This window comes from Paludisphaera soli (genome assembly GCF_011064595.1).
GTDB classification, from domain to species: domain Bacteria; phylum Planctomycetota; class Planctomycetia; order Isosphaerales; family Isosphaeraceae; genus Paludisphaera; species Paludisphaera soli.
The window spans coordinates 117,166-141,795 of record NZ_JAALJI010000001.1; the positions used below are offsets into that span (position 1 = coordinate 117,166).

General features: G+C 70.5%; 19 protein-coding genes. 9 read left to right on the forward strand and 10 right to left on the reverse strand.

The annotated features are described in order from the left end of the window. Positions 1 to 7: 7 nt before the first annotated feature. Entirely contained in the window at positions 8 to 1,381 is a 1,374-nt protein-coding gene (locus G6O68_RS00425; RefSeq protein ID WP_165243660.1) for a HEAT repeat domain-containing protein, read from the reverse strand. A gap of 263 nt (positions 1,382 to 1,644) precedes the next feature. Between G6O68_RS00425 and G6O68_RS00430 the strand changes: the two genes are divergently transcribed. Genes G6O68_RS00430 through G6O68_RS00440 form a run of 3 tightly spaced genes read left to right on the forward strand, consistent with a single transcriptional unit; the run spans position 1,645 to position 6,953 of the window. Next, the gene (locus G6O68_RS00430) at positions 1,645 to 4,953 is read left to right on the forward strand and encodes a PSD1 and planctomycete cytochrome C domain-containing protein (protein WP_165243662.1); all 3,309 of its coding nucleotides are present in this window, start codon (positions 1,645 to 1,647) and stop codon (positions 4,951 to 4,953) included. A gap of 19 nt (positions 4,954 to 4,972) precedes the next feature. Further along, positions 4,973 to 6,397, forward strand: coding sequence for a DUF1501 domain-containing protein (locus G6O68_RS00435; protein ID WP_165243664.1), 1,425 nt, complete (start codon positions 4,973 to 4,975; stop codon positions 6,395 to 6,397). Positions 6,398 to 6,422: 25 nt separating this feature from the next. Then, complete coding sequence (locus G6O68_RS00440; protein WP_165243666.1) at positions 6,423 to 6,953, forward strand: MogA/MoaB family molybdenum cofactor biosynthesis protein; 531 nt, start codon at positions 6,423 to 6,425, stop codon at positions 6,951 to 6,953. Positions 6,954 to 7,103: 150 nt separating this feature from the next. Here the strand turns inward: G6O68_RS00440 and rsmG are convergent, their stop codons facing one another. After that, positions 7,104 to 8,552 carry a 16S rRNA (guanine(527)-N(7))-methyltransferase RsmG gene (gene rsmG / locus G6O68_RS00445; RefSeq protein ID WP_165243668.1) on the reverse strand — a complete coding sequence of 483 codons (1,449 nt, stop codon included), beginning with the start codon at positions 8,550 to 8,552 and terminating at the stop codon, positions 7,104 to 7,106. Between the two features lie 242 nt (positions 8,553 to 8,794). Between rsmG and G6O68_RS00450 the strand changes: the two genes are divergently transcribed. The 4 genes from G6O68_RS00450 (at position 8,795) to G6O68_RS00465 (ending at position 13,346) form a co-directional block, all read left to right on the forward strand. Further along, entirely contained in the window at positions 8,795 to 9,334 is a 540-nt protein-coding gene (locus G6O68_RS00450; RefSeq protein WP_165243670.1) for a hypothetical protein, read from the forward strand. A 141-nt stretch (positions 9,335 to 9,475) separates the two neighbouring features. Beyond that, on the forward strand, positions 9,476 to 11,485 hold the full coding sequence (gene ftsH / locus G6O68_RS00455; protein WP_165243672.1) for an ATP-dependent zinc metalloprotease FtsH: 2,010 nt from the start codon (positions 9,476 to 9,478) through the stop codon (positions 11,483 to 11,485). Positions 11,486 to 11,579: 94 nt separating this feature from the next. Next, on the forward strand, positions 11,580 to 12,212 hold the full coding sequence (locus G6O68_RS00460; RefSeq protein ID WP_165243674.1) for an SGNH/GDSL hydrolase family protein: 633 nt from the start codon (positions 11,580 to 11,582) through the stop codon (positions 12,210 to 12,212). A gap of 141 nt (positions 12,213 to 12,353) precedes the next feature. Continuing rightward, a complete protein-coding gene (locus G6O68_RS00465; RefSeq protein ID WP_240910882.1) occupies positions 12,354 to 13,346 on the forward strand; it encodes a carbohydrate kinase family protein in 993 nt (330 codons plus the stop codon). 311 nt (positions 13,347 to 13,657) lie between these two features. Here G6O68_RS00465 and G6O68_RS00470 read toward each other — a convergent pair whose 3' ends face one another. Further along, the gene (locus tag G6O68_RS00470) at positions 13,658 to 14,080 is read right to left on the reverse strand and encodes an archease (protein WP_165243676.1); all 423 of its coding nucleotides are present in this window, start codon (positions 14,078 to 14,080) and stop codon (positions 13,658 to 13,660) included. Positions 14,081 to 14,180: 100 nt separating this feature from the next. Then, on the reverse strand, positions 14,181 to 15,809 hold the full coding sequence (locus G6O68_RS00475) for a dipeptidase (protein WP_165243678.1): 1,629 nt from the start codon (positions 15,807 to 15,809) through the stop codon (positions 14,181 to 14,183). A 207-nt stretch (positions 15,810 to 16,016) separates the two neighbouring features. Here G6O68_RS00475 and bcp point away from each other — a divergent pair, with 207 nt between their 5' ends. Next, the gene (gene bcp / locus G6O68_RS00480) at positions 16,017 to 16,481 is read left to right on the forward strand and encodes a thioredoxin-dependent thiol peroxidase (protein WP_165243680.1); all 465 of its coding nucleotides are present in this window, start codon (positions 16,017 to 16,019) and stop codon (positions 16,479 to 16,481) included. A gap of 50 nt (positions 16,482 to 16,531) precedes the next feature. Here bcp and G6O68_RS00485 read toward each other — a convergent pair whose 3' ends face one another. The 4 genes from G6O68_RS00485 to G6O68_RS00500 form a co-directional block, all read right to left on the reverse strand. Next, the gene (locus tag G6O68_RS00485; protein ID WP_240910883.1) at positions 16,532 to 17,290 is read right to left on the reverse strand and encodes a sigma-70 family RNA polymerase sigma factor; all 759 of its coding nucleotides are present in this window, start codon (positions 17,288 to 17,290) and stop codon (positions 16,532 to 16,534) included. Between the two features lie 81 nt (positions 17,291 to 17,371). Then, entirely contained in the window at positions 17,372 to 18,433 is a 1,062-nt protein-coding gene (locus tag G6O68_RS00490) for an esterase/lipase family protein (RefSeq protein WP_165243682.1), read from the reverse strand. Between the two features lie 23 nt (positions 18,434 to 18,456). Then, the gene (locus tag G6O68_RS00495) at positions 18,457 to 19,137 is read right to left on the reverse strand and encodes an MgtC/SapB family protein (RefSeq protein ID WP_165243684.1); all 681 of its coding nucleotides are present in this window, start codon (positions 19,135 to 19,137) and stop codon (positions 18,457 to 18,459) included. Between the two features lie 25 nt (positions 19,138 to 19,162). Then, positions 19,163 to 22,057 (reverse strand): RecQ family ATP-dependent DNA helicase, encoded by a 2,895-nt coding sequence (locus G6O68_RS00500; RefSeq protein ID WP_165243687.1) that lies wholly within the window; start codon positions 22,055 to 22,057, stop codon positions 19,163 to 19,165. A 912-nt stretch (positions 22,058 to 22,969) separates the two neighbouring features. Here G6O68_RS00500 and G6O68_RS00505 point away from each other — a divergent pair. Beyond that, on the forward strand, positions 22,970 to 23,170 hold the full coding sequence (locus tag G6O68_RS00505) for a hypothetical protein (RefSeq protein WP_165243689.1): 201 nt from the start codon (positions 22,970 to 22,972) through the stop codon (positions 23,168 to 23,170). Between the two features lie 122 nt (positions 23,171 to 23,292). Here the strand turns inward: G6O68_RS00505 and G6O68_RS00510 are convergent, their stop codons facing one another. Together G6O68_RS00510 and pyrE are read right to left on the reverse strand one after the other, a co-directional pair. Beyond that, positions 23,293 to 23,970 carry a hypothetical protein gene (locus G6O68_RS00510; protein WP_165243691.1) on the reverse strand — a complete coding sequence of 226 codons (678 nt, stop codon included), beginning with the start codon at positions 23,968 to 23,970 and terminating at the stop codon, positions 23,293 to 23,295. Positions 23,971 to 24,016: 46 nt separating this feature from the next. Then, positions 24,017 to 24,598, reverse strand: coding sequence for an orotate phosphoribosyltransferase (gene pyrE, locus G6O68_RS00515; protein WP_165243693.1), 582 nt, complete (start codon positions 24,596 to 24,598; stop codon positions 24,017 to 24,019). Positions 24,599 to 24,630: the final 32 nt, after the last annotated feature.

Genomic DNA, 24,630 nt, shown 5'->3' on the forward strand with positions numbered 1-24,630 from the left:
GCCAGGCTCAGGGCTGCGGGACGCGGCGGGCGGGGGCGGGACGGGGGTTGAACGACCGGGCGACCCAGGCGCGCCAGCGGGCCACGTCGTACTCGAAGTCCTGCCCCGTGAGACGGTTCAGCGCCGCGAGCACCTCCACGTTCCGCGACGTGTAGGTCATGAGGGCGGGCTGAGGTCCCCGATCGGCGCCGACCGGGCCGGTATACCCCGGCGCGTTCCCGGCCCCGATCGGCGCGCCGTTATACGGGTCGATCCCGACGGTGTACGGGACGACGTAGGCCCCGTAGGCCACCGCCCCCGGCGCCACCACCGGGCCCGACATGTAGGCGGCCGAGCTGCCGTTGAAGGCGATGAGCGGATCGGGCCCGCGATTGGGATACGCGGCGCCCCCGGTCGGGACCAGCACCACCCGCTCTTCCGAGGTGACCAGCACGTCCAGCAGCCGGGGCACGGCCGAGAACACGTCGAGGTTCCCGAGCGCCCAGGCGGCCCGGTTGATCACCCGGACGTCGGACGACTTGAGGGCGCGGACCAGCCGGTTCGGGACGATCGGCTCCTCCCGGCGCTTCAGCCGGTCGAGCACGACGCCCCGCACGGCGTCCTCGGCCTCGCCCAGCAGCTGGTCCACCAGCGCCTTCGCGGCGGCCTCGCCGGGGATCTCGCCGAGGGCCATCGCCAGGAGCGAGCGGAGGTCTTCGTCCTCGGAGCCCAGCACCTTGACCAGCGGGCCGACGGCCTCCGGGTCGCGCAACTCCAGGAGCTGCGTCTCGGCCTCGCGGCGGCGGGCTGCGTCGTCCGACCGCACGCCCTGGGCCAGCACCTTGATCCGGCGGACCCACGAGGCGAAGCCGGCCGTGTTCTGGGCCTCCTCGTCGTCCCTGGCCTTCTCGTCCTCGGTGACCCAGCGCCCCTTGTGGAGGACCAGGCCCTTCGCCTTGCGCTGCTCGTCGGGCGAGAGCCAACGGCCGTCCTGCTCGACGTGGCCGAGCTTCGTCCGGGCCTCGGCGAACTCCGGGTCGCGGCGGAGCGCGGCCTCGAAGTGGACCTCGGCCAGGTCGGGAAGCTCGTTCGCCTCGCACCAGGCGCCCAGGTCGTAGTCGGCCCTCGCGGTGGGGGCGAGCTTCGCCCGGCGGGTCGCGTACTCGTCGAGCGGGCCGGGCTTGGCCAGGATTTCGACGATCTGGTCCTTGCGGAGCGACAGCGGGGTCTTGCCGCGAGGCAGCACCACCAGCACGCGCTCGCCCTTCTTGGCCTCCGGGTCGGGGACGACCTTCCCCTGGACCTGGCCCCCGCCCCGCAGGACGATCACGTCGGCCCGGGCGGGGCCGACGGCCAAAGCCAGCAGGATCGAAAGACCGACGCCCCGCGTTCCTCGATCCATGGCGACCTCGCTTCCCCGCCGACGTCCGCGCCGAGCACCCCCACCTCCGTCCATTGTAGAAGCGGCGATGACGCCTCGACAACCTTCGATCCGAGCTCCGGCGAGGTTCGACGCGGCCGTCGCGTCACAGCGGGCAAGCTGGGCGATCCGCGAGGCCGGGCGCTCGCCGGCCGCGTCCATCCGTTGCGATCCCGACGAATGTTGAATACACTTTGGACATGATACGTGGACGATCCGACGCCTCGGGACGCAGGGGACGCGCCATGACCGCCGATCGGCCGAGGGGCCTCGCCTGGACGGGAATCCTGCTGGCCCTGGCCGCGACTCCCGCCCTCGGGGACGACGCGTTCGAGGCCCAGGTCCGGCCCCTCCTGGTCGAACGCTGCCAGTCCTGCCATGGCCCCGAGAAGCAGAAGGCCGGGCTCCGGCTCGACGCCCGCGCGGCCTTGATCGAGGGCGGCGACACCGGCCCGGCGATCGTCCCCGGCGATCCCGCGAACAGCCTGCTGATCGAGGCCGTCCGGCAGACGGGCGACCTCCAGATGCCGCCGAAGGGGAAGCTTCCCCCCGAGCAGATCGCCGCCCTCGAGCGTTGGGTCGCCGCCGGGGCGCCCTGGCCGGAAGGCTCGTCGCCCGCCGTGGCGTCCCGCAAGGACGCCTGGGCGCGGCACTGGGCGTTTCAGCCCGTCGTCGACCCGCCCGTCCCGACCGTCTCCGACCCGTCCCGCGTCCGCACCCCGGTCGACGCGTTCGTCCAGGCGCGGCTCGACGCCGACGGCATCGCGACGGCGCCCGAGGCCGACCGCCGCACCCTGATCCGCCGCGTCTCCTACGACCTGACCGGCCTGCCGCCGACGATCGAGGAGGTCGAGGCGTTCGCCGCGGACGAGTCGCCCGACGCCTACGAGAAGCTCGTCGACCGCCTGCTTGCCTCGCGACGCTACGGCGAACACTGGGGCCGGCTCTGGCTGGACGTGGCTCGGTATTCGGACACCAAGGGCTACGTCTACGCCCGCGAGGAACGGTTCCTGGTCCAGGCTCCGACGTACCGCGACTGGGTCGTCCGGGCGTTCAACGACGACATGCCGTACGACCGCTTTCTGGTGGATCAGATCGCCGCCGACCAGCAGGCCGGGCCGGTCGACCCGGATCTCGCGGCCATGGGGTTCCTGACGATCGGCCGGCGGTTCCTGGGCGTCACCCGCGACGTGATCGACGACCGGATCGACGTGGTGACGCGGGGCACGATGGGCCTGACGGTCGGCTGCGCCCGCTGCCACGACCACAAGTACGACCCGATCCCCACCGCCGACTACTACTCGCTCTACGGCGTGTTCATGAATTGCACCGAGCGATTCGTCCGCCTGGGCGAGCCGGCGCTCCAGGGCGCCGAGCGCGAGGCGTTCGAGGCCGAGCTGCGCAAGCGTCAGGACGCCCTCCGCGACGGCATGGCCGCCAGCCGCGCGACGGCCTCGGAGCGGGCGCGGGGGAAGGTCGCCGAGTATTTGCTGTTGCAGCTCGACATGAGCCAGGTGCCGCAGGAGGGATTCGACATCGTGGTCGGCAAGGACGACGTGGTGCCGGCCTTCGCCCGCCGCTGGTCGGCCTACCTGGAAGATCGCGCCCGGGCCGACGACCCCATCTTCCGCCCCTGGCGCCGGCTGGCGGCGATCCCCGAGGCTTCGTTCGCCGCCGAGGCCCCCCGGGCGCTCGCCGAGCCTGCCGCGCCGGGCGCGACGGCGCTCAACGTCCGCGTCGCGTCGGCCTTCGCCACAACTCCGGCGACGATCCGGGAGGCCGCCGCGCGCTACGCCGGGCTGTTCGCCGAGGTCGACGCAGCCTGGCGAGCCGCACTCGCGGCGTCCCCCGGCGCGACGGCCCTGCCCGACCCCGAAGCCGAGGCGCTCCGCCAGGTGCTCTACGCCGAGGACTCCCCCTGCCGCGTGCCCGACGAGCCGATCGTGTCGAGCGAATGGTACTTCGACACCGACACCATCAACGCGATGTGGAAACTCCAGGGGGACGTCGACCGCTGGCTGATCCAGCCCCCGGCCCCGCCCTTCGCCGTCGCCCTGGCCGATCGAGCCGAGATCGACGAGGCCCGCGTCTTCAAGCGCGGCAACCCCGCGACCCCGGGCGACGAGGTCCCGCGGCGTTTCCTCCAGGTCGTCGCCGGCCCCGACGCCCCGCCGTTCGAGCGGGGCAGCGGCCGGCTCGAACTGGCGAAGGCCATCGTCGACCCGTCCAACCCGCTGACCGCCCGCGTGTGGGTCAACCGGATCTGGGCGCGGCACTTCGGCGCCGGCCTGGTCCGCACTCCCAGCGACTTCGGCCTCCGCGCCGAGGCGCCCAGCCACCCCGAGCTGCTCGACTGGCTGGCGAGCCGGCTGGTCGAGCGGGGGTGGAGCACCAAGGCGATCCACCGCCTGATCGTCCTGTCGTCGGCCTATCGCCGCGGCCCCGAGGGCCCCGCCGATCCCGAGGCCCGCGCCCGGGCCGAGCTGGCGGACCCCGAGAACCGGCTGCACTGGCGGTCGAACCCGCATCGCCTGACGTTCGAGGAATTCCGCGACTCCCTGCTGGCAGCCTCCGGCGACCTGGACGAGCGGCCGGGCGGCCGCGCCGCGGCCCTCTTCGACGCCGCGCCGAACGCGCGCCGCACGCTCTACGGGCTGGTCGACCGCCAGTTCCTGGCGGAGGTCTTCCGCACGTTCGACTTCGCCAACCCCGACCTGCACACGCCGGCCCGCAGCGAGACCACCGTGCCGCAGCAGGCCCTCTTCAGCCTGAACCACCCGTTCGTCGCCGACCGCGCCCGGTCGATCGCCGCCGCTCTGCCGAAGGACGACCCCGAGGCTGCCGTCCGGGCGCTCTATTGCCGGGTCTACCAGCGCGAGCCGACCGCCGAGCAGGCCGCGGCGGCCGTCGCCTTCGTCGTCTCGGCCGCCTCCGCGGGCGAGGCCGGCCCGCCCCCGGAGACGCTCGCCTGGACCTACGGCTTCGGCCCGGTCGACCCCGCCTCGGGCCCGAACGGGAAGGCGTTCACCCCCCTGCCCCACTTCAACGGCGAGGGCTGGGGGGGCGGCCCCGCCTGGCCCGACGCCAAACTCGGCTGGGCCCGGATCACCGCCGACGGGGGCCACCCCGGCGACGACCTCGCGCGCTCGGTCTTCCGGCGCTGGACTTCGCCGATCCGGGGCGAGGTCGCCGTCACCTCGACCTTGATCCATGAGCATGCCGCCGGCGACGGCGTGCGGGGCTGGCTCGTCCACAGCCGCCAAGGCGTGCTCAAGTCGGCCGCCGTGCACGACGGCCGCGAGGACTTCTCGGCGGAGTCGGTGGAAGTCGAGCCGGGCGATACGATCGACTTCGTGGTCGACGTCCGCGACAACCTGAACAGCGACGACCACCTCTGGGCCCCGGTCGTCCGCGTCGTCCGGGCGGAGTCGCCCGCGATCGCCTCGTGGGACGCCCGCCGCGACTTCGTCGGGCCGTCGCCGCGATCGCTCGGCCCCTGGGAGCAGCTCGCCCAGGTGCTCCTGATGTCCAACGAGTTCGCCTTCGTCGATTGAGACCGAGAGGAACCCGCCGATGAACGACGAACTTCGCGAGACGCCCCGGTTCAGCCGCCGCACGCTCCTGCAGCGCTCGGCCCTGGGGCTGGGCGCGCTCGGGCTCGGGGGCGTGCTCTCCGACGACGGCGCGCTGGCCGCCGAGGCCTCGCCGGCCGGCTTCTTGGCGTCGAAGTCCCCCCACTTCCCGGGCAAGGCCAAGCGGGTCGTCCACTTCTTCCTCAACGGCGGGCCCAGCCAGGTCGACACGTTCGACCCCAAGCCGGCCCTGACGAAATACGCCGGCCAGCCCATCCCGATCAACCTGACGACCGAACGAAAAACCGGCGCGGCGTTCCCCTCCCCGTTCAAGTTCAAACGCTACGGGGAGAGCGGCATCGAGGTCTCCGAGCTGTTCGCCCGCACGGCCGAGCATATCGACGACATCGCCGTGATCCGCTCGATGGTCGCCCAGGTGCCGAACCACGAGCCGTCCCTGATGCTGATGAACTGCGGCGACTCGGTCCTGCCGAGGCCGAGCGTCGGCGCGTGGGTGCTCTACGGGCTGGGGACCGAGAATCAGAACCTCCCCGGCTTCCTCGCCATGTGCCCGAACGGCTTCCCGATCAAGGACGCCGAGAACTGGGGCTCGGGCTTCCTCCCCGGCGTCTACCAGGGGACGTTCGTCGACCCCAAGCACCGCGAGGTCGACAAGCTCATCGAGAACATCCGCAGCCCTCACGCCTCCCACCAGGCCCAGCGCCGGCAGCTCGACCTGCTCAAGGCCCTCGACGCCGAGCACCGCCGCGAACGCCACGATCCTCGGCTCGACGCCCGCATCCAGTCTTATGAGACGGCCTTTCGGATGCAGATGGAGGCCGCCGACGCCTTCGACGTGAACCGCGAGCCGCAGGCCGTCCGCGAGATGTACGGCGACACCGTCCACGGCCGCCAGACGCTCATCGCCCGCCGCCTGCTGGAGCGGGGCGTGCGCTACGTCCAGCTCTGGCACGGCGCCGGCCAGCCCTGGGACGACCACGCCAACATCGAGGCCAACCACCGCAGCCACGCCGCCGACATCGACCAGCCCATCGCCGCCCTGATCGCCGACCTCAAGCGGCGTGGCATGTTCGAGGACACGCTGGTCGTCTGGGGCGGCGAGTTCGGCCGCACCCCCACCGTCGAGCTGAACGCCGGCGGCCAGGCGGCGCTCGGGCGCGACCACAACCACTACGGCTTCTCCGTCTGGATGGCGGGCGGCGGCGTCAAGGGCGGCACCATCCACGGCGCGACCGACGAGTTCGGCTTCAAGGCCGTCGAGGACCCGGTGAGCGTCCACGACCTGCACGCCACGATCCTCCACCTCCTCGGCTTCGACCACGAGCGCCTGACCTATCGCTACGCCGGACGCGACTTCCGCCTGACCGACGTGCACGGCAACGTGGTCCGCTCGGTGGTGGCGTAGGCAGGCCCGATCCAGGAGGATCGCCATGAATCCGAGCCCGTCCGTCGCCGAGCATCGCGCCGACGCGCCGTCCTCGCTGAACCTGGCCGTCTTGACGGTTTCCGACACGAGGACGACCGCCACGGATTCGTCCGGCGCCCTGATCGTGGAACTCGCCGAATCGGCCGGCCATCGCGTCGTCGTCCGCAGGATCGTCCCGGATGAGCCGGAGGCCCAGCGCGGCTTCCTGGAGGCCCACTCGCGAGCCCGGCCCGGCGAGCCCGAGGTCCACGCGATCCTCCTCACCGGCGGCACGGGGATCAGCCCGCGCGACCAGACGTACGAGACCGTCTCGGCCTTACTCACCAAACCCTTGCCCGGCTTCGGCGAGCTGTTCCGGATGCTCAGCTACGAGCAGATCGGCCCCGCCTGCATCCTCAGTCGCGCCGTCGGCGGCCTCGTCGACCGGACCGTCGTCCTCGTCATGCCCGGCTCCCGCGCGGCCGTCGAGCTGGCCATGACCCGGATCATCCTCCCCGAACTCCCGCACCTCGTCCGCGAGGCGCGGAAGTTGTGACGTCGATCTATCCAGGCATGAAATCATAAAGTCCTTCCCCCCTGGCGGGGGAAGGTGGCCCGAAGGGCCGGATGAGGGGGGGACGAGCACGAACGCCGTCGCCGATCGTCCTTCTCCCACCAGGGGAGAAGGAAGTCCGTGATGAGCGGATCAGCCCCGCGCCCGCCGCGACCACGCATAGAGCGCCACGGCCGTCGCCGTCGCCGCGTTGAGGGATTCGACGCCCTCGGCGATCGGGATGCGCCGCCTCGGCCCCCGTCGCAAGTGCTCGGGGAGGCCGGGGCCCTCGACGCCCACGACCAGGCCGAAGGTCGCCGGGAAGGGCTCGGCGTCCAGGTCCTCGCCGGCGGCGTCGAGTGCGATCAAGGGGGTCGAGGAGTGCAGCTCGCGAATCGACGGGCCCGTCATCAGTTCGGTCTGGAACAGCGCCGGGCCGGCGGCGCGGCTGGCGCGGGGGTGGAACGGGTGGGCCGCTTCTTGCAGGAGGACCACGCGCGGGACGCCGAAGGCCGCAGCCGACCGGATCACCGCGCCCACGTTCTCCGGGTCCTGGAACGGCACGAACAGGGTGCAGCCCTCAGGCCAGGGATCGGCGTCCGACCACGAAGGGATCGCCCGGGCCACGACGAGCAGGAGGGGCGCGTGCGTGCCGGCCGCGTCGAGGGTCTTGAACAGGGGCGTCGACAGGCGGTGCCAGGTCCACGAGGCGTCGGCCGGGGGGGGGCCTTCGGAGTCGGTGATCCAGCCGACGACGCGGTCGGGGAAGCGTTCGGCGACCTCGGCGGTGATCCTCGGGCCCGAAAGAATCGCCTGGCCGTGCTTGCGGACGCCCCGGCCGGTCAGCAGGTCGGAGAGCTGGCGAAACGTCGCGTTCGACTCGCTGGTGATCTCGCGGACGACCCCTTCGAAGGCCCGCGCGGCGCGCGCCGGGGCGTCCCTCGAGGAGAGCGGCGGGTCGGCGTCGGTCCGCTCGTAGACGACCAGCCGGCGGTCGTGGGTCGTGCCGGGGATCGAGTAGGCGTGGTCGGCCTCCAGGCGGAACTGGGCCTTCCAGTCGCGGTCGGCCTCCTCGATCTCGGGGTCGCAGCCGGGCCCCTTCATGAAGATCATCCGGCCGCCGGGCTCGATGCACGCGGCGACCCGCTCGAACGTCTCGGGGATCGAGGCCACCGCCCGGGTGATGATCCCCCGGACCTTTCCGGGGTAATCCGGCCCCAGCTTGTGGGCGTAGACCTCGGTGCCCTCGAACCCCAGCCGCTCGCAGACCTGCCCCAGAAACTCGGCGCGGGCCGACCGGGGCTCGCACAGGATCATGTGGACTTCGGGCCGGGCGATCTTGAGCGGCACGCCGGGCAGCCCAGGGCCGGAGCCCATGTCGATCAGCGGCGAGGGGAGGTCGACGAACTGGAGGACCAGCAGGCTGTCGACGTAGTGCTTGAGGACCATGTTCTCGAAGTTGTGGATCCGCGTCATGTTCAACGCCGGATTCGCCGCGCGGAGCATCTGGTGATAGGTCCAGAGGGCGTCGTACTGGTCCGACGCCAGTTCCACGCCGCAATCGCGCAAGAGGGCCTCCAGGCCGCCACGTCCAGGTCTCAACGACGCCTCCCCCAACCGCTCGAACCGCACGAATGCCCGTCGCGTCGCGGGCGCGGCTCCATCGTACCCGCCCCGCGTCGAAGCGACGACGTCAAGAGCCGCCGGAACGGCTCGGCCGGCGAGTCGGCCGACTCGCGGGAGCCTCTCGATGCCGAGCGTCGGCTGTTTTCGTCTCGCCCGTCCGGTAGAATCGTCTCGTCTGGGCCGCCCTTTTTGCCAACGTCGCAGGAGATGGTTCGCTCGTGGATAAACGACAGATCTCGCGGCGGCTCGCCTTTCTGAGGATCCTCCCCAGGCCCCGGACCTGGGCGATCCTGCTGATCCTGGGTTTCCTCTTCTGGCAACTCATCCCCGATGCGGCGACCATGCCGTTCAATCCCTGGTTCCTCGATCAGGTCGAGGAGGGGAACGTCAAGAGCCTGATCCTGAACGGCCTGGAAGCCCATGGGGAGCTTCGTGAACCCCGGGAATTCCAGGCGAAGCCCGGAGCCGCTGCGATCCTCGTTCGGAGATACCGGACTCAATTTCCCACCGAGGCAGCGGTCCAATCCGCGGTCGACGACTTGATGACGGGAGGCGAGACTCTTGAGGATCGCGTGCTGATCGAGAGGCGCGACGAAGTACGGCCCAACGAGACCGCCTCCCGGGTGCTGTTCACGAGCGCGATCGCGTCGCTCGCCTTCTGGTACGGCATGCGGAGAGGATACGCCTTGAAGGTCGCCGCCGACGCGGCGGGGCTCGGGACGGCTTCCCCGGAACCCCCCGGCCCCGCTACCCCCTGACCTTCGGTCGCTTTTCCGCTACAATTCCATGAACGCCCGTCGGTCGCCGTACCCCGAGTCCCCCCGAACGACCGGGAAGGGCCGGGCCGGGGCCTCCCGGATGTTGTGACGCGTCGCCTTGGTTCTATAGAGTGAGACCGCATGGAGAACCGACCTCAGCAGCAGGAGCCCCCGCGCCGGCCGTCGCCCCCTCCCGCCCGCAAGCCCAACGGGGCCGCGGGCCCGCCGACGCCCCCTTGGCTCTGGGTGATTCTCCTCGGGGGATTCGCCTTCATCTTCTGGCAGTTCATCCCCAAGCCCGAGACGTCCGTCCCCTACAACCCCTGGTTCCTCGACCAGGTGGACCAGGACAACGTGAAGGCCCTCTCGCTCATGGGGACCGAGGCGCGCGGCGAGTTGCGCGAGGCGCGGCCGTATCAGCCGTCGCCGACCTCCGCGACCGAGGTGGAAGTCCGGAAGTTCATCACCTATTTCCCGTCGGAAGACTCCATCCAGCCGGTCGTCGAGGCGCTTCGCAAGAAGGGCAAGAAGCCCGAGGACCGGGTGCGGATCGAGCCCAGCCCGGCGAACCAGGCCACCGGCGTCGTCTGGCTGATGCTCCTGCTGCCGACGTTCCTGATCCTCGGCTTCATTTACCTGATGATGCGCCGGGCCCGCGACCAGTTCGACGGCGGCATCCTCGGCAGCTTCGTCAAGAGCCCCGCCAAGCGGCACGACAAGTCCAAGCAGAGGACGACGTTCGAGGAGGTCGCCGGGCTGGAGAACGCCAAGGCGGAACTCCAGGAGATCGTCGAATTCCTCAAGAGCCCGGAGAAGTTCCAGCGCCTGGGGGGCCGGATCCCCAAGGGAGTGCTCCTGATCGGCCCTCCGGGCACCGGCAAGACCCTGCTCGGCCGCGCCGTGGCCGGCGAGGCGGGGGTGCCGTTCTACTCGATCTCCGGGTCCGAGTTCATCCAGATGTTCGTCGGCGTGGGCGCCAGCCGCGTCCGCGACATGTTCAAGACGGCCAAGGAGAACTCCCCCTGCATCCTGTTCATCGACGAGATCGACGCCGTCGGCCGGGTCCGCGGCGCGGGGCTCGGCGGCGGGCATGACGAGCGCGAACAGACCCTCAACCAGATCCTCACCGAGATGGACGGGTTCTCCCCCAGCGAGAGCGTCATCGTCCTGGCCGCCACCAACCGGCCCGATGTGCTCGACCCCGCCCTGCTCCGCCCCGGCCGGTTCGACCGCCACGTCACCGTCGACCTGCCGACCAAGAAGGGCCGGCTGGAGATCCTCAAGGTCCACGCCCGCAATGTCCCCCTCGCCGACGACGTCGACCTCGGCCGGATCGCGCGGAACACCGTCGGCATGAGCGGCGCCGACCTGGCCAACCTCGTCAACGAGGCCGCACTGCTCGCCACCCGCGAGGATAAGGCGGCCGTCGACGACAAGGACCTGGAGGCCGCGCTCGACAAGGTGGTCCTCGGGGCCAAGCGCGAGGAGGTCATCACCGACCGCGACAAACGGGCCACCGCTTACCACGAGGTCGGCCACGCCCTCGTCGCCTGGCTCACCCCCCGGTCCGACCCGGTGCACAAGGTCACCATCATCCCCCGAGGCCGCTCCCTCGGCGTGACCCAGTTCATGCCCGAGGAAGACCGCGTCAGCTACAACGAGAGCCAGATCAAGGCGCGGTTGTACAACGCGATGGGGGGCCGGGCCGCCGAGCGCCTGATCTACAACGACCTGAGCACCGGCGCCGCCCAGGACCTCGACCACGCCACGCGGCTCGTCCGCAAGATGGTCACCCAGTGGGGCATGAGCGAGCGCGTGGGCCCGGTCTCGTTCCGCTCCAGCTCCGAGCACCCGTTCCTCGGCCGCGAGATGTCCGAGCCTCGCGACCACTCGGAGCACATGCAGCAGATCATCGACGAGGAGGTCGCCCGCATCCTCCGCGAGGCCGAGGAGCACGCCTTCCGCCTCCTGGAGGAGCATCGCGACGAGCTGGAACGCCTGACCGAGGCCCTCATCGAGAAGGAAGTCCTCACCGAGTCCGAGATCACCCAGCTCATCGGCAAGCGCTCCGGCCACGTCGAGCCCGAGGCCGCCGGCGCCGCCGCCCCGGACGGCGGCGAGGTGGTGGCGTCGCTGGACAACCCGAGCTGAATCGGAAGCTCGAGCGATCGACCCGTAGCCGCCCCGGCGGGAGACCACCCGCCGGGGCGGCTTGCTTTCGACTTCCCCCGGGAGGCCCGCCGCGATGGCCCACCTCGTCCTGCTCGGCGATTCGATCTTCGACAACGCCCGCTACGTCCCCGACGCCCCCTCGGTCGTCGACCACCTCCGCCGGGGGCTCCCGGCCGGCTGGAAGGCGTCGCTGCTCGCCGTCGACGGGTCGGTCACGGCCCAGGTGCCCGGCCAGCTGGCCCGCTTGCCCGCCGACGCCTCCCATCTCGTCGTGAGCGTCGGCGGCAACGACGCGCTGCGGTATTCGGGAATGATCGCGCGCGAGCCCGTTTCCTCGTTCCCCGACGCGCTGACCCGGTTGGCGGACATCGCTGAGACCTTTCAGCGCGAATATCGGAGGATGTTGGGGAGCGTGCTGGCCCTCGACCTGCCGACGTTCGCCTGCACCGTCTACGACGCGATCCCGGGGCTCGAACGCTCCGATCAGGCCGGCCTGCGCCTGTTCAACGAGATCATCCTGCGCGAGGCGTTCGCGGCCGGCTTGACGGTGATCGACCTCCGTCTGATCTGCACCGAGGCCGCGGATTACTCGATCCTCTCCCCCATCGAACCGTCCGGCCGTGGGGGCGGCAAGATCGCTGGGGCCGTCGTCCGCGCCCTGGCCGACCCGGACGGGCCCGGGACCACCCGCCGGGTCGTCGTCTGACCGGGCGACCGCCCCGACGCGACGGGTCGCGCCTTGCGGCGCGGGCGTCCGCTGGTATGGTGGAACCGGCCTCGACGCATCCGAGGTCCGACCGTTGAGGCCCCGATTCCTCCCGCCCTCCTTCCCAGGGATCATCCAGCCGTGCCGACGCCTCCCTCTCCGTCCTCGACTTCTCGGCCCCCCGTCGTCTCGGCGGGCATGGTCCTGGTGGACCACCTGACGCCCCCGATCTCCCACATGCCGAAGCCCGGCGAGCTGATCGCCGTCGACCAGCTCTACCTGAACATCGGCGGCGGAGCGGCCAACACGAGCATGGCCCTGGGCCGGCTGGGCGTGCCGGTGTCGGTCTCGGCCCGCATCGGCGACGACGCCTTCGGCCGGTTCATCGTCGAGTCGCTCCAATCCGGCGGCGTCGGCACCGACGACATCAAGATCGACCCCGAGCGCGAGACGAGCCAGACGCTCATCGTCAACGTCCAGGACGAGGACCGCCGGTTCATCCACACCCTGGGCGCGAACCGGGGCTACGTCCCGGCCGACATGGACGCCGCGCTGGCCGTCCCCCCCAAGGTCCTCCACATCGGCTATTTCCTGATCCTCCCCCAGCTCGACGGCGAGGGCCTGGCGAAGCGCTTCGCCAAGGTCCAGCAGGCCGGTGGGCACACGATCCTGGACGTCGTCACCCCCGGCCCCGGCGATTACATCGAGCCCCTGCGCAAGGTCCTCCCCTACACCGACGTCTTCGTCCCGAACACGGACGAGGCGGCCTTGATCCTGGGCGAGCACGACCCGATCCGCCAGGCTCGCGCCTTCCGCGACATGGGCGCCCGCCGCGTGGTGGTGACGATGGGGGACCGGGGCCTGGTGTCGCTCTCGAACGACAACGAGGTCCGCATGGGCTCGTTCCCCGTCACGTTCGTCGACGGCACCGGCGGCGGCGACGCCTTCAACGCCGGCTACATCGTCGGACTGCTCGAAGGCAAGTCCGAGCTGGACTGCCTCACCCTCGCCAGCGCCGTGGGGGCGAGCTGCGTCCGCCAGGTCGGCGCAACCCCCGGCGTCTTCCGTCGCCACGAGGCCGACGAGTTCCTCGCCCGCCACTCCCTGCCGATCGACAGCCTGGCCGTCAGCTGACCCGGCCCCGAGCCCACTCCGGGACGAAGCCGATTCCCCATCGAGGCTCCGCGACCGCCGTCGCGGGGCCTCGTTCGCGTTCCGCGTCCCCGTTCGGCGAATCGGGGCCACTGTTATCCTGGGACGTTCCGCAAACCGCCGCGCTCGTCGGCGATTCGCCGGTCGCGAAGAACCGGGCGAAGCGCGCCGAACGAAGCCAATTCCTGGGTGCCGTTTTCCTCGGTTAAGATGTTGCAGAGATTCGGCTTCCGGCCGATGGGTTCGTTTTCGGGGCGGTGCGAACGAAGCCGATTTCGGGCGGCCTGGGCGTATCAGATGTCGACGATCACCTCGGCGAACCAGCCGTCGTCCCGGCGTTCCAGGATCAGGCCGTGGTAGGTGGCGGCCTTGACCTCGTGGTCGAGTTCGTGGCGGTCGGGGTTGATGGGCTCCCCGGCGATCGCGGCGGTCAGAGACAGGCCGTCGGGGGCGACGATCACGTCGAAGCGGCCGTAGAGCGCGTGGCGGGTCTCGACGCGGAAGATCAGCTCGTTGAGCCAGTCGACCAGGAGCCGTTCGGGGGAATCGGAGGTCAGGGCGACCGTCTCCTCGGCGCGGGTCTCGATGGTCGATCGATCGGCGGTGACCACGTCGAAGAGCCCCTCGGCGGCGGACCGGAAGAGGTCGGCCAAGTCGTCGGCGAAGACCCGAAGCCCCAGGTCGGCCGTATGCTCGAAGACTTCCACGCGTCCCATGCCCATCCTCCCCCAACTCTTCCGCTCCGCCCGATCGGGAGGGCCTGGATCGGACCTCGCGTCAGATCCCAAGGTTCGCCGCGGCCTGCTGGGTGCTGGGTCAGTAGTCGGTCAGGCCGATCTTGGCGGGGACGGTGAACCGGCCGGGGCGACTCTCGACGATGTGACGAAGCCACTCCTCGGGGTATCCGGTCTCCCGGGCCTCTCCTTCGGCGTCCTTGGTGTATCCGTCGACGTGCCGGGTGAGGATGGTTTCGGCCAGGGCCTGCCAGCCGTGGAAGACGTTCTCGGCGGTGGACGTGCTGTAGGAGGTCAGGAACGACCGCGCCAGCGCCGGGTCGGTCGCGACGAGCTTCGCGGCGGCTTCCTCGATGATCGGCTGCATCTTGAGCATCGCCCCTTCCTGCTTGGCCTGGGCGGCCTGGACGTCCGGGAAGACGTGGGACCAGCGGTCGTAGGCGAGGTTGGAGACCAGGTTCATGATCCAGAAGGCGGATTGCCACGAGAACTTCTGGTAGTCGCCCGCCACGTACGAGGGCGGCAGGGCCTCGATCGAGCAGTACAGCGGGGTGAAGCACGACGTCGAGGCGTCGTCCGGGGTGAACCAGGTCACGCCGCCCACGGCGTCCGGCAGGCTCGCCCGGCTCTGGTGGACCACGGTGAAGCCGGCGTGCGGGGCCGCGATCGGCCGCTCGTGCATGTACTCCTTGCCGTCGACGTGGAAGACCAGGGGCCGGAGGCGGAAGGGGCTGTTGAACGGCCCGGCGTCCACTCCCTGGGTCATGTCGTAGGGGGTGCCCTCGAAGTGGTCGCGCATAAGGCCCATCACGTCGTGGACCGAGAGCGGCTCGTCGGGCTTGATGAACAGCGGGTAGTCCTCGGCCCCCTCCTCGCCCCGGAACCAGGCGTCGGAGAAGCTCGCCGAGGGGGCGGAGCGGCGGTAGACGCTCCAGACCCGCCCGGCGCAGGCGCGTCGGGCGGAAGGTCCGTGGTCCGGGTGGTAGGCGTCGCGGTAGCGGAACGGCTCGCCGGACTTGGGGTCGTAGTAACCCTTCTCGATCGCGAAGGAGATCACGTCCGGGGCGTAGAGCCAGTGCTCCGGGTCGTCCAGGGGGAACGTGGTGATCCGGCTCATGTTGGCGTGCGCCGTGATGCAGTCGTCCGGGACGCGGGCGGCGACCCAGACGATCCCCTTCCGGTCCGGGCCCTTGTTGATCAGCTCCATGATCCAGGCCTCATCCTTGTCCGCGATCGAGAGCGTCTCGGCCGAGCTGCCGTAGCCGTGCTCGCGGCAGAGCGCGTCGACCAGCGCGATCGCCTCGCGTGCGGTCTTCGCGCGCTGGAGGACCAGGAGCATCAGGGCGTCGTAGTCGAGCAGGCCCTTCCGGTCGCGCAGCTCGCGACGGCCGCCGGTGGTGGTCTCGCCCATCGAGACCTGATGCTCGTTGATGAGGCCGACGACCGTGTACGTGCGCGACGCCTGGGGTATGCGGCCCCGGACGTCGTCGGTCTCCCAGCCCTTGACCTCGACCGTCTCGCCCGCCGGGTGTTCCCCGCCGGGGATGCGCAAGAGCCGGGGCATGATCGTGATGTCGGAGGAGTAGGTGATCATGACTGAGCCGTCTCGTGACGCCTTGCGGCCCACCAGGATGTTCGTGCAGGCCGAAGCCGCGCTCGCCGTCGCCGAGGCGACGACCGCCCACACCAGGACATTCCGGACGCCCGTCATGGATCCACCTCTGTGTCTGATAGGCCGCGAATGCGACCGCTCGCCAGGGCCGGCCGCGACCCTGGCGAGCGGAGCATCCCGAGGATAGGTCGAGGCGGCGAGGAGCACAACCCCCGCGGCTTCCTCCTCAGGTTCGACTTGAGGGGGCCTGGAGGGGCTGCTAGCATCCCGGGATTCCTGGACCATCATTCGAAAAAGGACCGCCCGATGATCACCGAGGGACAGCCCGCCCCCGATTTCAGCTTGCCGAATCAGGACGGGACCCCCGTCCAACTCTCCGCCTTCAAGGGCGGGCCGGTGGTCCTGTATTTCTACCCGAAGGACGACACGTCCGGCTGCACGAAGCAGGCCTGCGGCTTCCGCGACGGCTTCCCCGACTACGAGGCCGCCGGCGCGACGGTGCTGGGGATCAGCCCGGACTCCTCGGCCTCCCATGCCAAGTTCGTCGCCAAGTACGACCTCCCCTTCACCCTGCTGGCCGACGTCGAGAAGACGGTGTGCGAGGCCTACGGCGTGTGGAAGGAGAAGAGCATGTACGGCAAGAAGTACATGGGCGTGGAGCGGACCACGTTCGTCCTGGACCGGGACGGCAAGGTCGCCCGGGTCTTCCCGAAGGTCAAGGTTCCCGGCCACGCCGAGGCGGTGCTTGAGGCCGTACGGGAACTGAAGTGAAGCCGAGCGGGCGAGGGCCGAGGCCCTCGCCCGCAGGGGCGGCGTGAAGCTCAGGCGGTCTCGCGGCGCTGGTTCTCGGCGGCCCGGGCCTGGGTCTGGGCGAAGGCTTCCAGCTCGTCGTGGCCGCTGCGGAGGTGGGCTTCGAGCTTGCGGAGGGCCTTGTACTTCTCGTCGCTGACGCGGTTGACGGGCATGCCCAGGTCGGCGCCGATCTCGGGGACGGACCAGCCGCGCATCCAGAGTTCGACGATCCGGTCCTGGCGAGCGGAGAGGACGGCGCGTCGGGCCGCTTCGAGGATCTCGCCCAGTTCCATTCGCTCGCGATCCCGCTGGTCGGCGTCGGGCGCCGGCAGGGCGAGGGCGTCGATCGGCTGGTGGCGCTTGGTCCGCTGCACGCGCTTGCGCACCATGTCGATGGCGCGGACCAGTTCGCGGCGTTCGGGCGTGTCGTCGGAGAGGACCTGGCCGAGGTCGAGGCGGCCGTCGCGAGCCTTGGTGAGCAGGCGGCAGCAGACCTCCTGGGTGCAGTCGTCCCACAGCCGGGGGTCGAGCCGGGCGTTCCGCCAGCAGACCGTGCAGTAGCGCTGGATGTCGCGGACCATGTCCGATTCGGACGCCTGGGCGGTCAGCGCGGCGAGGCCGATGACCAGGGCCATGGCGGCGGGCCCGGCCTTCGCCTTGTATGAGCGCGTCACCACGACGCCGGAGCCGCCTTCGGCGATCGGCTGCGAGGCGAGTGCGGGATTTTTGAAGTCGTCCTTCATGATGATCGGTGCGGATGGGTGCATCGTGCCGGGTATGCGAGTCACGCCGTCGTCCTTCAACAAGACGATCGTTAGGGCGTTCCTCGCCGAAAATCAACCCGAGATGGGGCGATTCCTAGTCTGGTTCTACCGAACGTCCGGGGGAACCGCAAGTTGAAATCCGGCCTGCTCGACGGGCCGGGGGGCGGCCGCCTCGATCAGGATGGCCCGGAGCCGGGCGACCGTCTCGGGGCTCTCCACGCAGAAATGGCCCGCGGGGACGATCGTCTCGGACGCGACGTCGTCGAGGTGGGCGCTCAGGTAGCCTATGAGGCCGTCGTCGCCGCCCGGACCGCGGGGCCCGTTCTTGATGGGGATGATCGAGTGCATCGCCACGGTCGGCGGCGGCCGAAGCGCCAGCAGCTCCGCGAGCGTCGGCGAGTCCCAGCGCATCTGGTCGATGCTGGTGAGCAGGCCCAGCCGGAACGTGGGCTTGAAGAAGTCCGGGGGGTTCGCGGCGATCAGGCGGTGGTACGCCTTCAGCAGCGGGTCCGGCGGGCGGACCAGGCGGGTCGCCACGTCGTGGAGCAGGCGCTGGTCGGGCGTGCCGCCCCGGTGCGGGGTTGCGATGAAGACGACCGTGCGGACCTCCGGCCGGGCGCGGAAGACCAGCGAGCCCCGGGCCAGCTCGGCGTCGCCGGGTTCGCCGACCAGCCGGTCCGGCGGGGAGTCGCTGGCGAGCCGCCAGAAGCGGTCGCCGCTGTCGACGGCCGCCAGCTTGGCCAGGATGCCCCCCATGCTGTGGCCTATGAGCACCATCCGGTCGAACGCCGGATCCCGCCTCTCGGGATCGAAACGCTTCCGGGCCTCCTCCAGGGCGTTGCGGAGCCGATAGGCCGAGTACGGGAGCGGGTCGCCGCTCGCGTAGCCGAAGGTCCAGAACTGGAATTTCGACGCCAACGCGGGGTCGGACTCCAGGGTCCGAATCAGGGGGGCCCACATTTGCGGGCCGATCCAGAAGCCGTGGACGAGCACGACCGGGATCTTCCCCGGCGCGTACGGCGAGGGAGTCGAGAGGCCGATGGACTCATATCGGATCGGGACGCGGGTCGCAGTCGGGACGCCGGCGGCGTGACCCGTCGTCGGCGCGTCCTCCCCCCGCGTCTCGGTGAATCCCGAGCAGGCCGCCGAGGCGACCAGCCATGCCAAGGCCCAGATCCTCATCCGCCGACTCATAGCGTTCTTCCTTCATAGGAAACGTCCAGGACCCCCTCGGTCCCTTGCAGCCGCATCGCCAGGGCCAGGAGGCCCTCGTCTGAAATCCGGTCCAGGGTCGCCACGACGCGGACTCCTCGGCCCGTCTCGTCGGCGCGGGCCCGAAAGTCCCGCACCGCCAGCCCGGGCTCGACCAGCGCCGAGTCCACCACCCGGGCGGCGGCCTCGCGATCCTCGACGAGGATCGAGATCGCTCGGGGGAACGGCCTGACGCCGACCCGATCCTCGACCCACCGCAGGCCCGTCAGGACCACCAGGGCCACGACGGTCGTCGCGACCGCCGCCAGGTAAAGGCCGCCGCCGGCCGCCAGCCCGACCGCGGCGACCGTCCACACGCTGGCCGCCGTGGTCAAGCCTAGCACGGCTTCGTTGCGACGGAGGATCGCCCCGGCGCCCAGGAAGCCGATCCCGGTGACCACCTGCGAGGCGACCCGGGAGGGGTCGAGCTGGACGTGGTGACGGCCCCGCACCTCCTCGAACCCGCCCGTCGAGACGATCATGAACAGGGCCGAGCCCAGCCCGACGAGCATGTGGGTGCGGAGCCCGGCGGCCTTGTCGGCCCGGTGCCGCTCCAGGCCGACCGCCCCGCCGAGCGCGGCGGCGACCGTCAGGCGGATCAGCAGCTCCCACGTCGTCATCGTCGACCTTCCTCGACCTTGTTGGTCATCGTCCGGTCCGGCAGGCGCGGAAGAGGGGCCAGAGGTGCACGCGGTCGGCCGGTCGTTCGGGGGCCTCGCCGTCGGGATGGGAGGCCGCCCAGGCGTCCCACTCGGCGACGACCGCGGCCGGTGCGAACGCCGACGGGTCCAGCGACGATCCTCGTCGCACCATCCAGGCCAGATGACGGGCTACGACCGCCGGGTCCAGCCCCCGGATCGCCGCGGCTTCCTCGATCGAGAAGCCCCGATCCAGGAGCCGCCAGGTCCATTCCTCGGTGGAGACGCGCGCGGCGGGGGCGGGATCGGGGAGCGGGGGAGGTTGGTCGGGCGGGACCTGTCGCTCCTCGACGCCGGGCACCCAGGCCGTCGAAGGCGCGGCGGCTCGGGGGCGGGGGGCTTCCTCGACGAGGTTCGCGCGGGGCCGGGGCCGGACCTCGACCGCCGCCGGCCCGTCCCCGGCCGGGGCCGCCGCGACGGCTTCCAGGATGGCGTCGCCGTAGCGTTCGACCCGCGCCCGGCCGAGCCCCTTGATCTCGCCCAGGGCCGCGGGAGTCGCCGGACGCTGGCGGACGAGGGCCTCCATCGTCTGGTTGGTGAAGACGCAGTAGGCCGGCTGCTTGGCCTCCTTCGCCCACTGCTGGCGGAGCGCCTTGAGGCGTTCCCAGAGCGGGTCCCCGCTCAGGTCGGAGGCGTCCGAGGGCTCGCGAGGGGTGGCGGACGACCGCGACGAGGACGACGCCGAAGCCCCGGCCGGCGCGGCCAGGCCGTGGACGGCGGCGAACTTGCGGGCGGCCTCCCGCGAGAGGGCCAGGGAGAGCGGCGGGGCCTCGCGGTCCCGGAGCCACGCCCAGCCGGCCTCGCTGAGCGAGACGACGGGCTTGAAGCCGTCGACCGCCTGGCTCTCGACCAGCCCGGCGCCCCCCAGGGCGTCGATGACGTCGGCGATCTCGCGGTGCGTCAGGCCGCTCTGACGGAGGATCCCGAAGGTGCTCAAGGCTTGCAGTCCGCTGCGGCCCATCCGCTCGGAATCGGACCCAGCGAGCATCTGCGCGACCGACGTCTTGCCGAATCGCCCCTTCGCCCGGGCGACTCCCGAGAGGACCTTCTGGATGGTCTCGCGCGCCTCCGGTGCGTCGACGACGGTGACGTCGACCCGGCCGTCCCCCTCCTCGGCGCGGCAGTTGTCGCAGCCGCCGCAATGCTCGGAGAGGTTCGCCCGCTCGCCGAAGTAGCTGAGGATCAGGGATCGCCGGCAGATCGGGCTCATCGCGTACTGGGTCATCCGGTCGAGCTTTTCGTACTCGTGCCGCTTGCGGACGTCCAGCTTGCGGAAGTCGATCTCCAGGTCGCGTGGCTTGCGGTTCCGGTCGACCACCCGCAGGGCGTTGCCCCGGAACGGCGGGATGAAGTCGATCGGCAGCTCGGCGGTCAGCCCCTTGATCGCCCGATTGAGCGCGGGCCGGTCGATCCCCAGGGCGGCGGCCAGCTCGTCGGGCCGGAAGTAGCAGGGCTCGCCGACGCGGCCCCGGGTCAGGGCCTCCAGGCCGGCGAGGACCGCCCGCTTCACCGGTGCCTGGGCGCTGACCCGCTCGACCAGGCTCCCCTCGGCCTCCTCGGCCTCCAGGTTGAACCGGACGATCGCCATGTTCTCGCGGGGCGAGAACTTCTCGATCGCCCCGGCGTCGTCCAGGATCTTCAGCGCCGCGCCGACCCCGGACTCCTTCACGTCCACCCCGGATCGCTCCATGATCTGGCCGAGGGTCAGCTCGATCGGGTCGTCATCCAGCGTCCTGAGGAAGTCGTAGACCTGGTGGACGATCGACTTGGGCGGATACTCGTTCTCGATGAACATCTCCTGGAGCCGGCGGTCCCCCGCCGAGTACAGGAGGACGCAGACCGAAGGCTCGCCGTCGCGGCCGGCGCGACCGGCCTCCTGATAGTAGGCCTCGATGGTTCCGGGCATGTTGAAGTGGATGACCGACCGGATGTCGGGCTTGTCGACCCCCATGCCGAAGGCGTTCGTGGCGACCACCACGTCGGCCTCGCCGCTCATGAACTCGTCCTGGGCCCGGGCCCGGGCGTCGCGGTCGAGGCCGGCGTGGTAAACGACGACCTCGCGTCGCAGCTCCTTGGCGACGTAGCCGGCTACCGTCTCGCAGCGGGCCCGGCTGGAGGCGTAGATGACCGACGGACCGGGGAACCGCCGGAGGGTCCGGGTCAGTTCCTCCAGCTTGGCCTCGTCGCGGCCGGTCCGGGCGACGACGTAGCGGAGGTTGGGCCGGTCGAACCCGGTGACGAACAGGCGAGGGTCCTGGAGGCCCAGTTGCTCGGCCACGTCGCGCTGAACCACGTCGGTGGCGGTGGCCGTCAGGGCGATGCAGGGAGGCGAGCCGATCCGCTGCCGGGCGTCCCCGAGGCGGGCGTAGTCGGGGCGGAAATCATGGCCCCATTGGCTGATGCAGTGGGCCTCGTCGATCGCCAGGAGGGCCGGCCGGACCCGTTCGAGCATCGCCGTGAACCGACCGCTGCGGAAGCGCTCGGGGGCGACGTAGACCATGTCGTAGAGGCCGGCCTCGATCTCGGCCATGCGCTGCCGCTGAGTGGCGGGGTCGATGCTGCTGTTCAGGAGGGTGGCGCTGACCCCCCGCTGGGCCAGGGCGTCCACCTGATCTTTCATCAGGGCGATGAGCGGGCTGACGACCAGCGTAAGGCCGGGGACCACCACCGCGGGGAGCTGGTAGCAGAGGCTCTTGCCGCCGCCGGTCGGCATCACGCAGAGCACGTCCCGGCCCCCCAGGACCGCCTCGATGACCTCGCGCTGGCCGGGCCGAAATTCGCGCAGGCCGAACCGCTCGCGAAGCGCGTGTTCCAGATCGACCGGCCCACCGACGAGACTCATGGATGCCGCCCCCCGAGGACCGCGCGGGACGGACGCCCCTCCGCGCCGCGAACCCGACGGCCGCCGCCGCCCTCCACGACATTATAAACGGCCGAGAGGCCGCTGCGTCAGCCCCCGACCCGCTGCGGCCAGGATGCCGTTTCTGATGTTTTTGAGATTGGTGAATTCGATGGTTTTTTATTTGACAGGGGCGTTGCGGGCTTGTAAATTTTGCCTTCAAGTCGCCCGCAGTCGTCGATCGCGGCGGCCGACTCTCCGACTCCGAGTAGAGGTCGGGGCCCAACTCTCCTCTCTAAGCCCCGACGCTGGGGTCGGGCGAGGCGGCTGAGGAGGTTTGGCCTTCTTAATACTCTAAGGCGCGATTTTTGCTCTCTCGGTGACGGGTCCTTAGGGGTGGAGACGGCCTTCCCCCCCGACGGCTCCCTCAAACCGACCCCCCCCCTCCTAGCGGTTCTGGATAGGTGGCGATGCTCCTCGGCTTCAACGCGAACCCGGACGATGCGGCTCTGACGAAGGCCCAGCGTAAACGCCAGGCAAGGAGGTTGGCCCATGCGGCTTCTCGTGGCACGACGGATGGAACGACATCTTGTTCCTGTTGACGCCTCAGCCCCGATCGTCGGCTTTGTATCGAGGCCGTTCTTCGCCATCCCGTCACGCGAGGCGTTCGTACTCGCCTGATGCGCGGACCACCGATCGGCTCCGCCCCTCGTCCCGAGGAGCGTCGCCTCTTTCAGTTCGCAGAGACCCCCACGCGGGTCCAAGGCTCCCGAAGTGATGTCAGGAGTGATCGTCCCGAGAAGAAATCTGGGGCGGGTCGACTCCCTGAGAAGCCCGAGCGTCCGCCTCTGAGGCTTCGGTTTGAATGCCAGGAAATCGAGATTGTCGAAGAACTTAAGGACGATGGGCAGTATCATGAATTCCACCACTTCCTCTCACCCCCAGGGCTCAACCGTCGGGTCGTTCCATGAGGGGCTTGAGTATCTGGAAGGACGGCTCTGGGATCGGGCTCGCCGGAATCTCCGGCTGCTTTACAACGGCGGCCTCGCCACGACCTCGGCCCCGAACCAGGGCCCTGCCTCTCGTTCCCTCGCCGTCGCCAATCCCAAGATCTGACCTCACCCCCACCTCGTCGAGAGCCCTTTGGGTCGATGTGGACCCTAAGCACAGGGTTCTACGGCCGGATCCCTCCCCAGGATCACCACGCCCTGCATGTGGTCAGGCGTGCGGGCCGTCGCTCAAGTCAAGGCCGCGACGTCGCCCACGGCGCGGTAGATGAGGCTGTTGCCACGCTTCCCCACCGTCTCGGCCGCCCCGGCCACGCGCAGGCAATAAGCAACACGCTGGGCGAAATAGAGCGGCCTGCCCAATTTGCGAGCAAGGTCGGCGGTCGTGAACTGATCTCCAGGTTGAAATCCGGGAGGAAGAAGGTCCCAGAGATCAACCGGAGAGTACAGGCGCGACGACTCCACGATCTCGACCAGGCGACGATCGACCACGACATAGCCGGGCCGTCGGCGTCGCGTGACGCGGACCTCCTCCACGTCCACGCCCAGGAGATCCACGCCGAGGTTCGGATCGGGGAGGAACGGGGCCAGCCCCACGAGGTCGTCGAAGACGTCCGTCAGGCTCCCTCGACGCGGGCTGCGGCGGCGTGAGAGGTCCGGCCCTTCGGCGCGATCCCGGCGGACGACGGTGCGGCGGAGGACGATCGGCCGGATCACGCGCATCCTATGGTGAGGAAGCAGCCGTCCCAACTTGGGCCTCAGGCTTCCCAGGCTCCCCGACTGGATCTCGATCAGGGTGCCCTCGGCGTCCACGGCGTCGATCCGGAAGCCCTCCACGGCGACCTCGCAACGGCCGCCGCGGAGCGTCCCGAAGTGCTCTTTCAGGCTGCGATGCAGGCTGGATTCCATCCCGAGGTTCGTCCTTGAATCGTGGCCCAAGAGCCGTCGGCCGGGTTCAGGCCGGCGGGAGCGGCTCGACGCCGAGGTCGCGGATCGTCAGGAGGCTGCGGAAGGCCAGGCCGCGGGCGGCGAAGTTCGCCGCGGCCCCTTCGAGGCGGTCGAGGACGGCGATCACCACGGCGACCTTGCAGCCGAGCGCCTCGACGGCGTCGACCGCCTGGAGCGAGGACCCGCCGGTCGTGGCCACGTCGTCGACGATCGCGACGGTCGAGCCCGGCTCCAGCGGCCCCTCGACGAGGTTCCCGGTCCCGTGCCCCTTGGCCTGCTTGCGGACGAGGAACCCCCGCAGTTCGGGCCTGCCGAGGTCCGGCGCGAGCGCCAGGGCGGCGCCCACGATCGGGTCGGCGCCCATCGTCAAGCCGCCGACGGCCGCGATCTCGGGATGATCGTCCAGCACCTTCAGGACGCCCCGGCCGATCAGCCGCGCGCCCTCGGCACCGAGGGTGACCTTGCGGCCGTCGATGTAGTAATGCGAGCTGCGGCCGCTCGCCAGCGTGAACTGGCCGACGCGGAGGGAGTCTCGCTTCAGCAGTTCCACGAGCGATCCGCGATGCCCTTCGTTCCATTCCACCGCCATGGGCGACGGGTCCTTTCCTGGGTTTGTCTCAT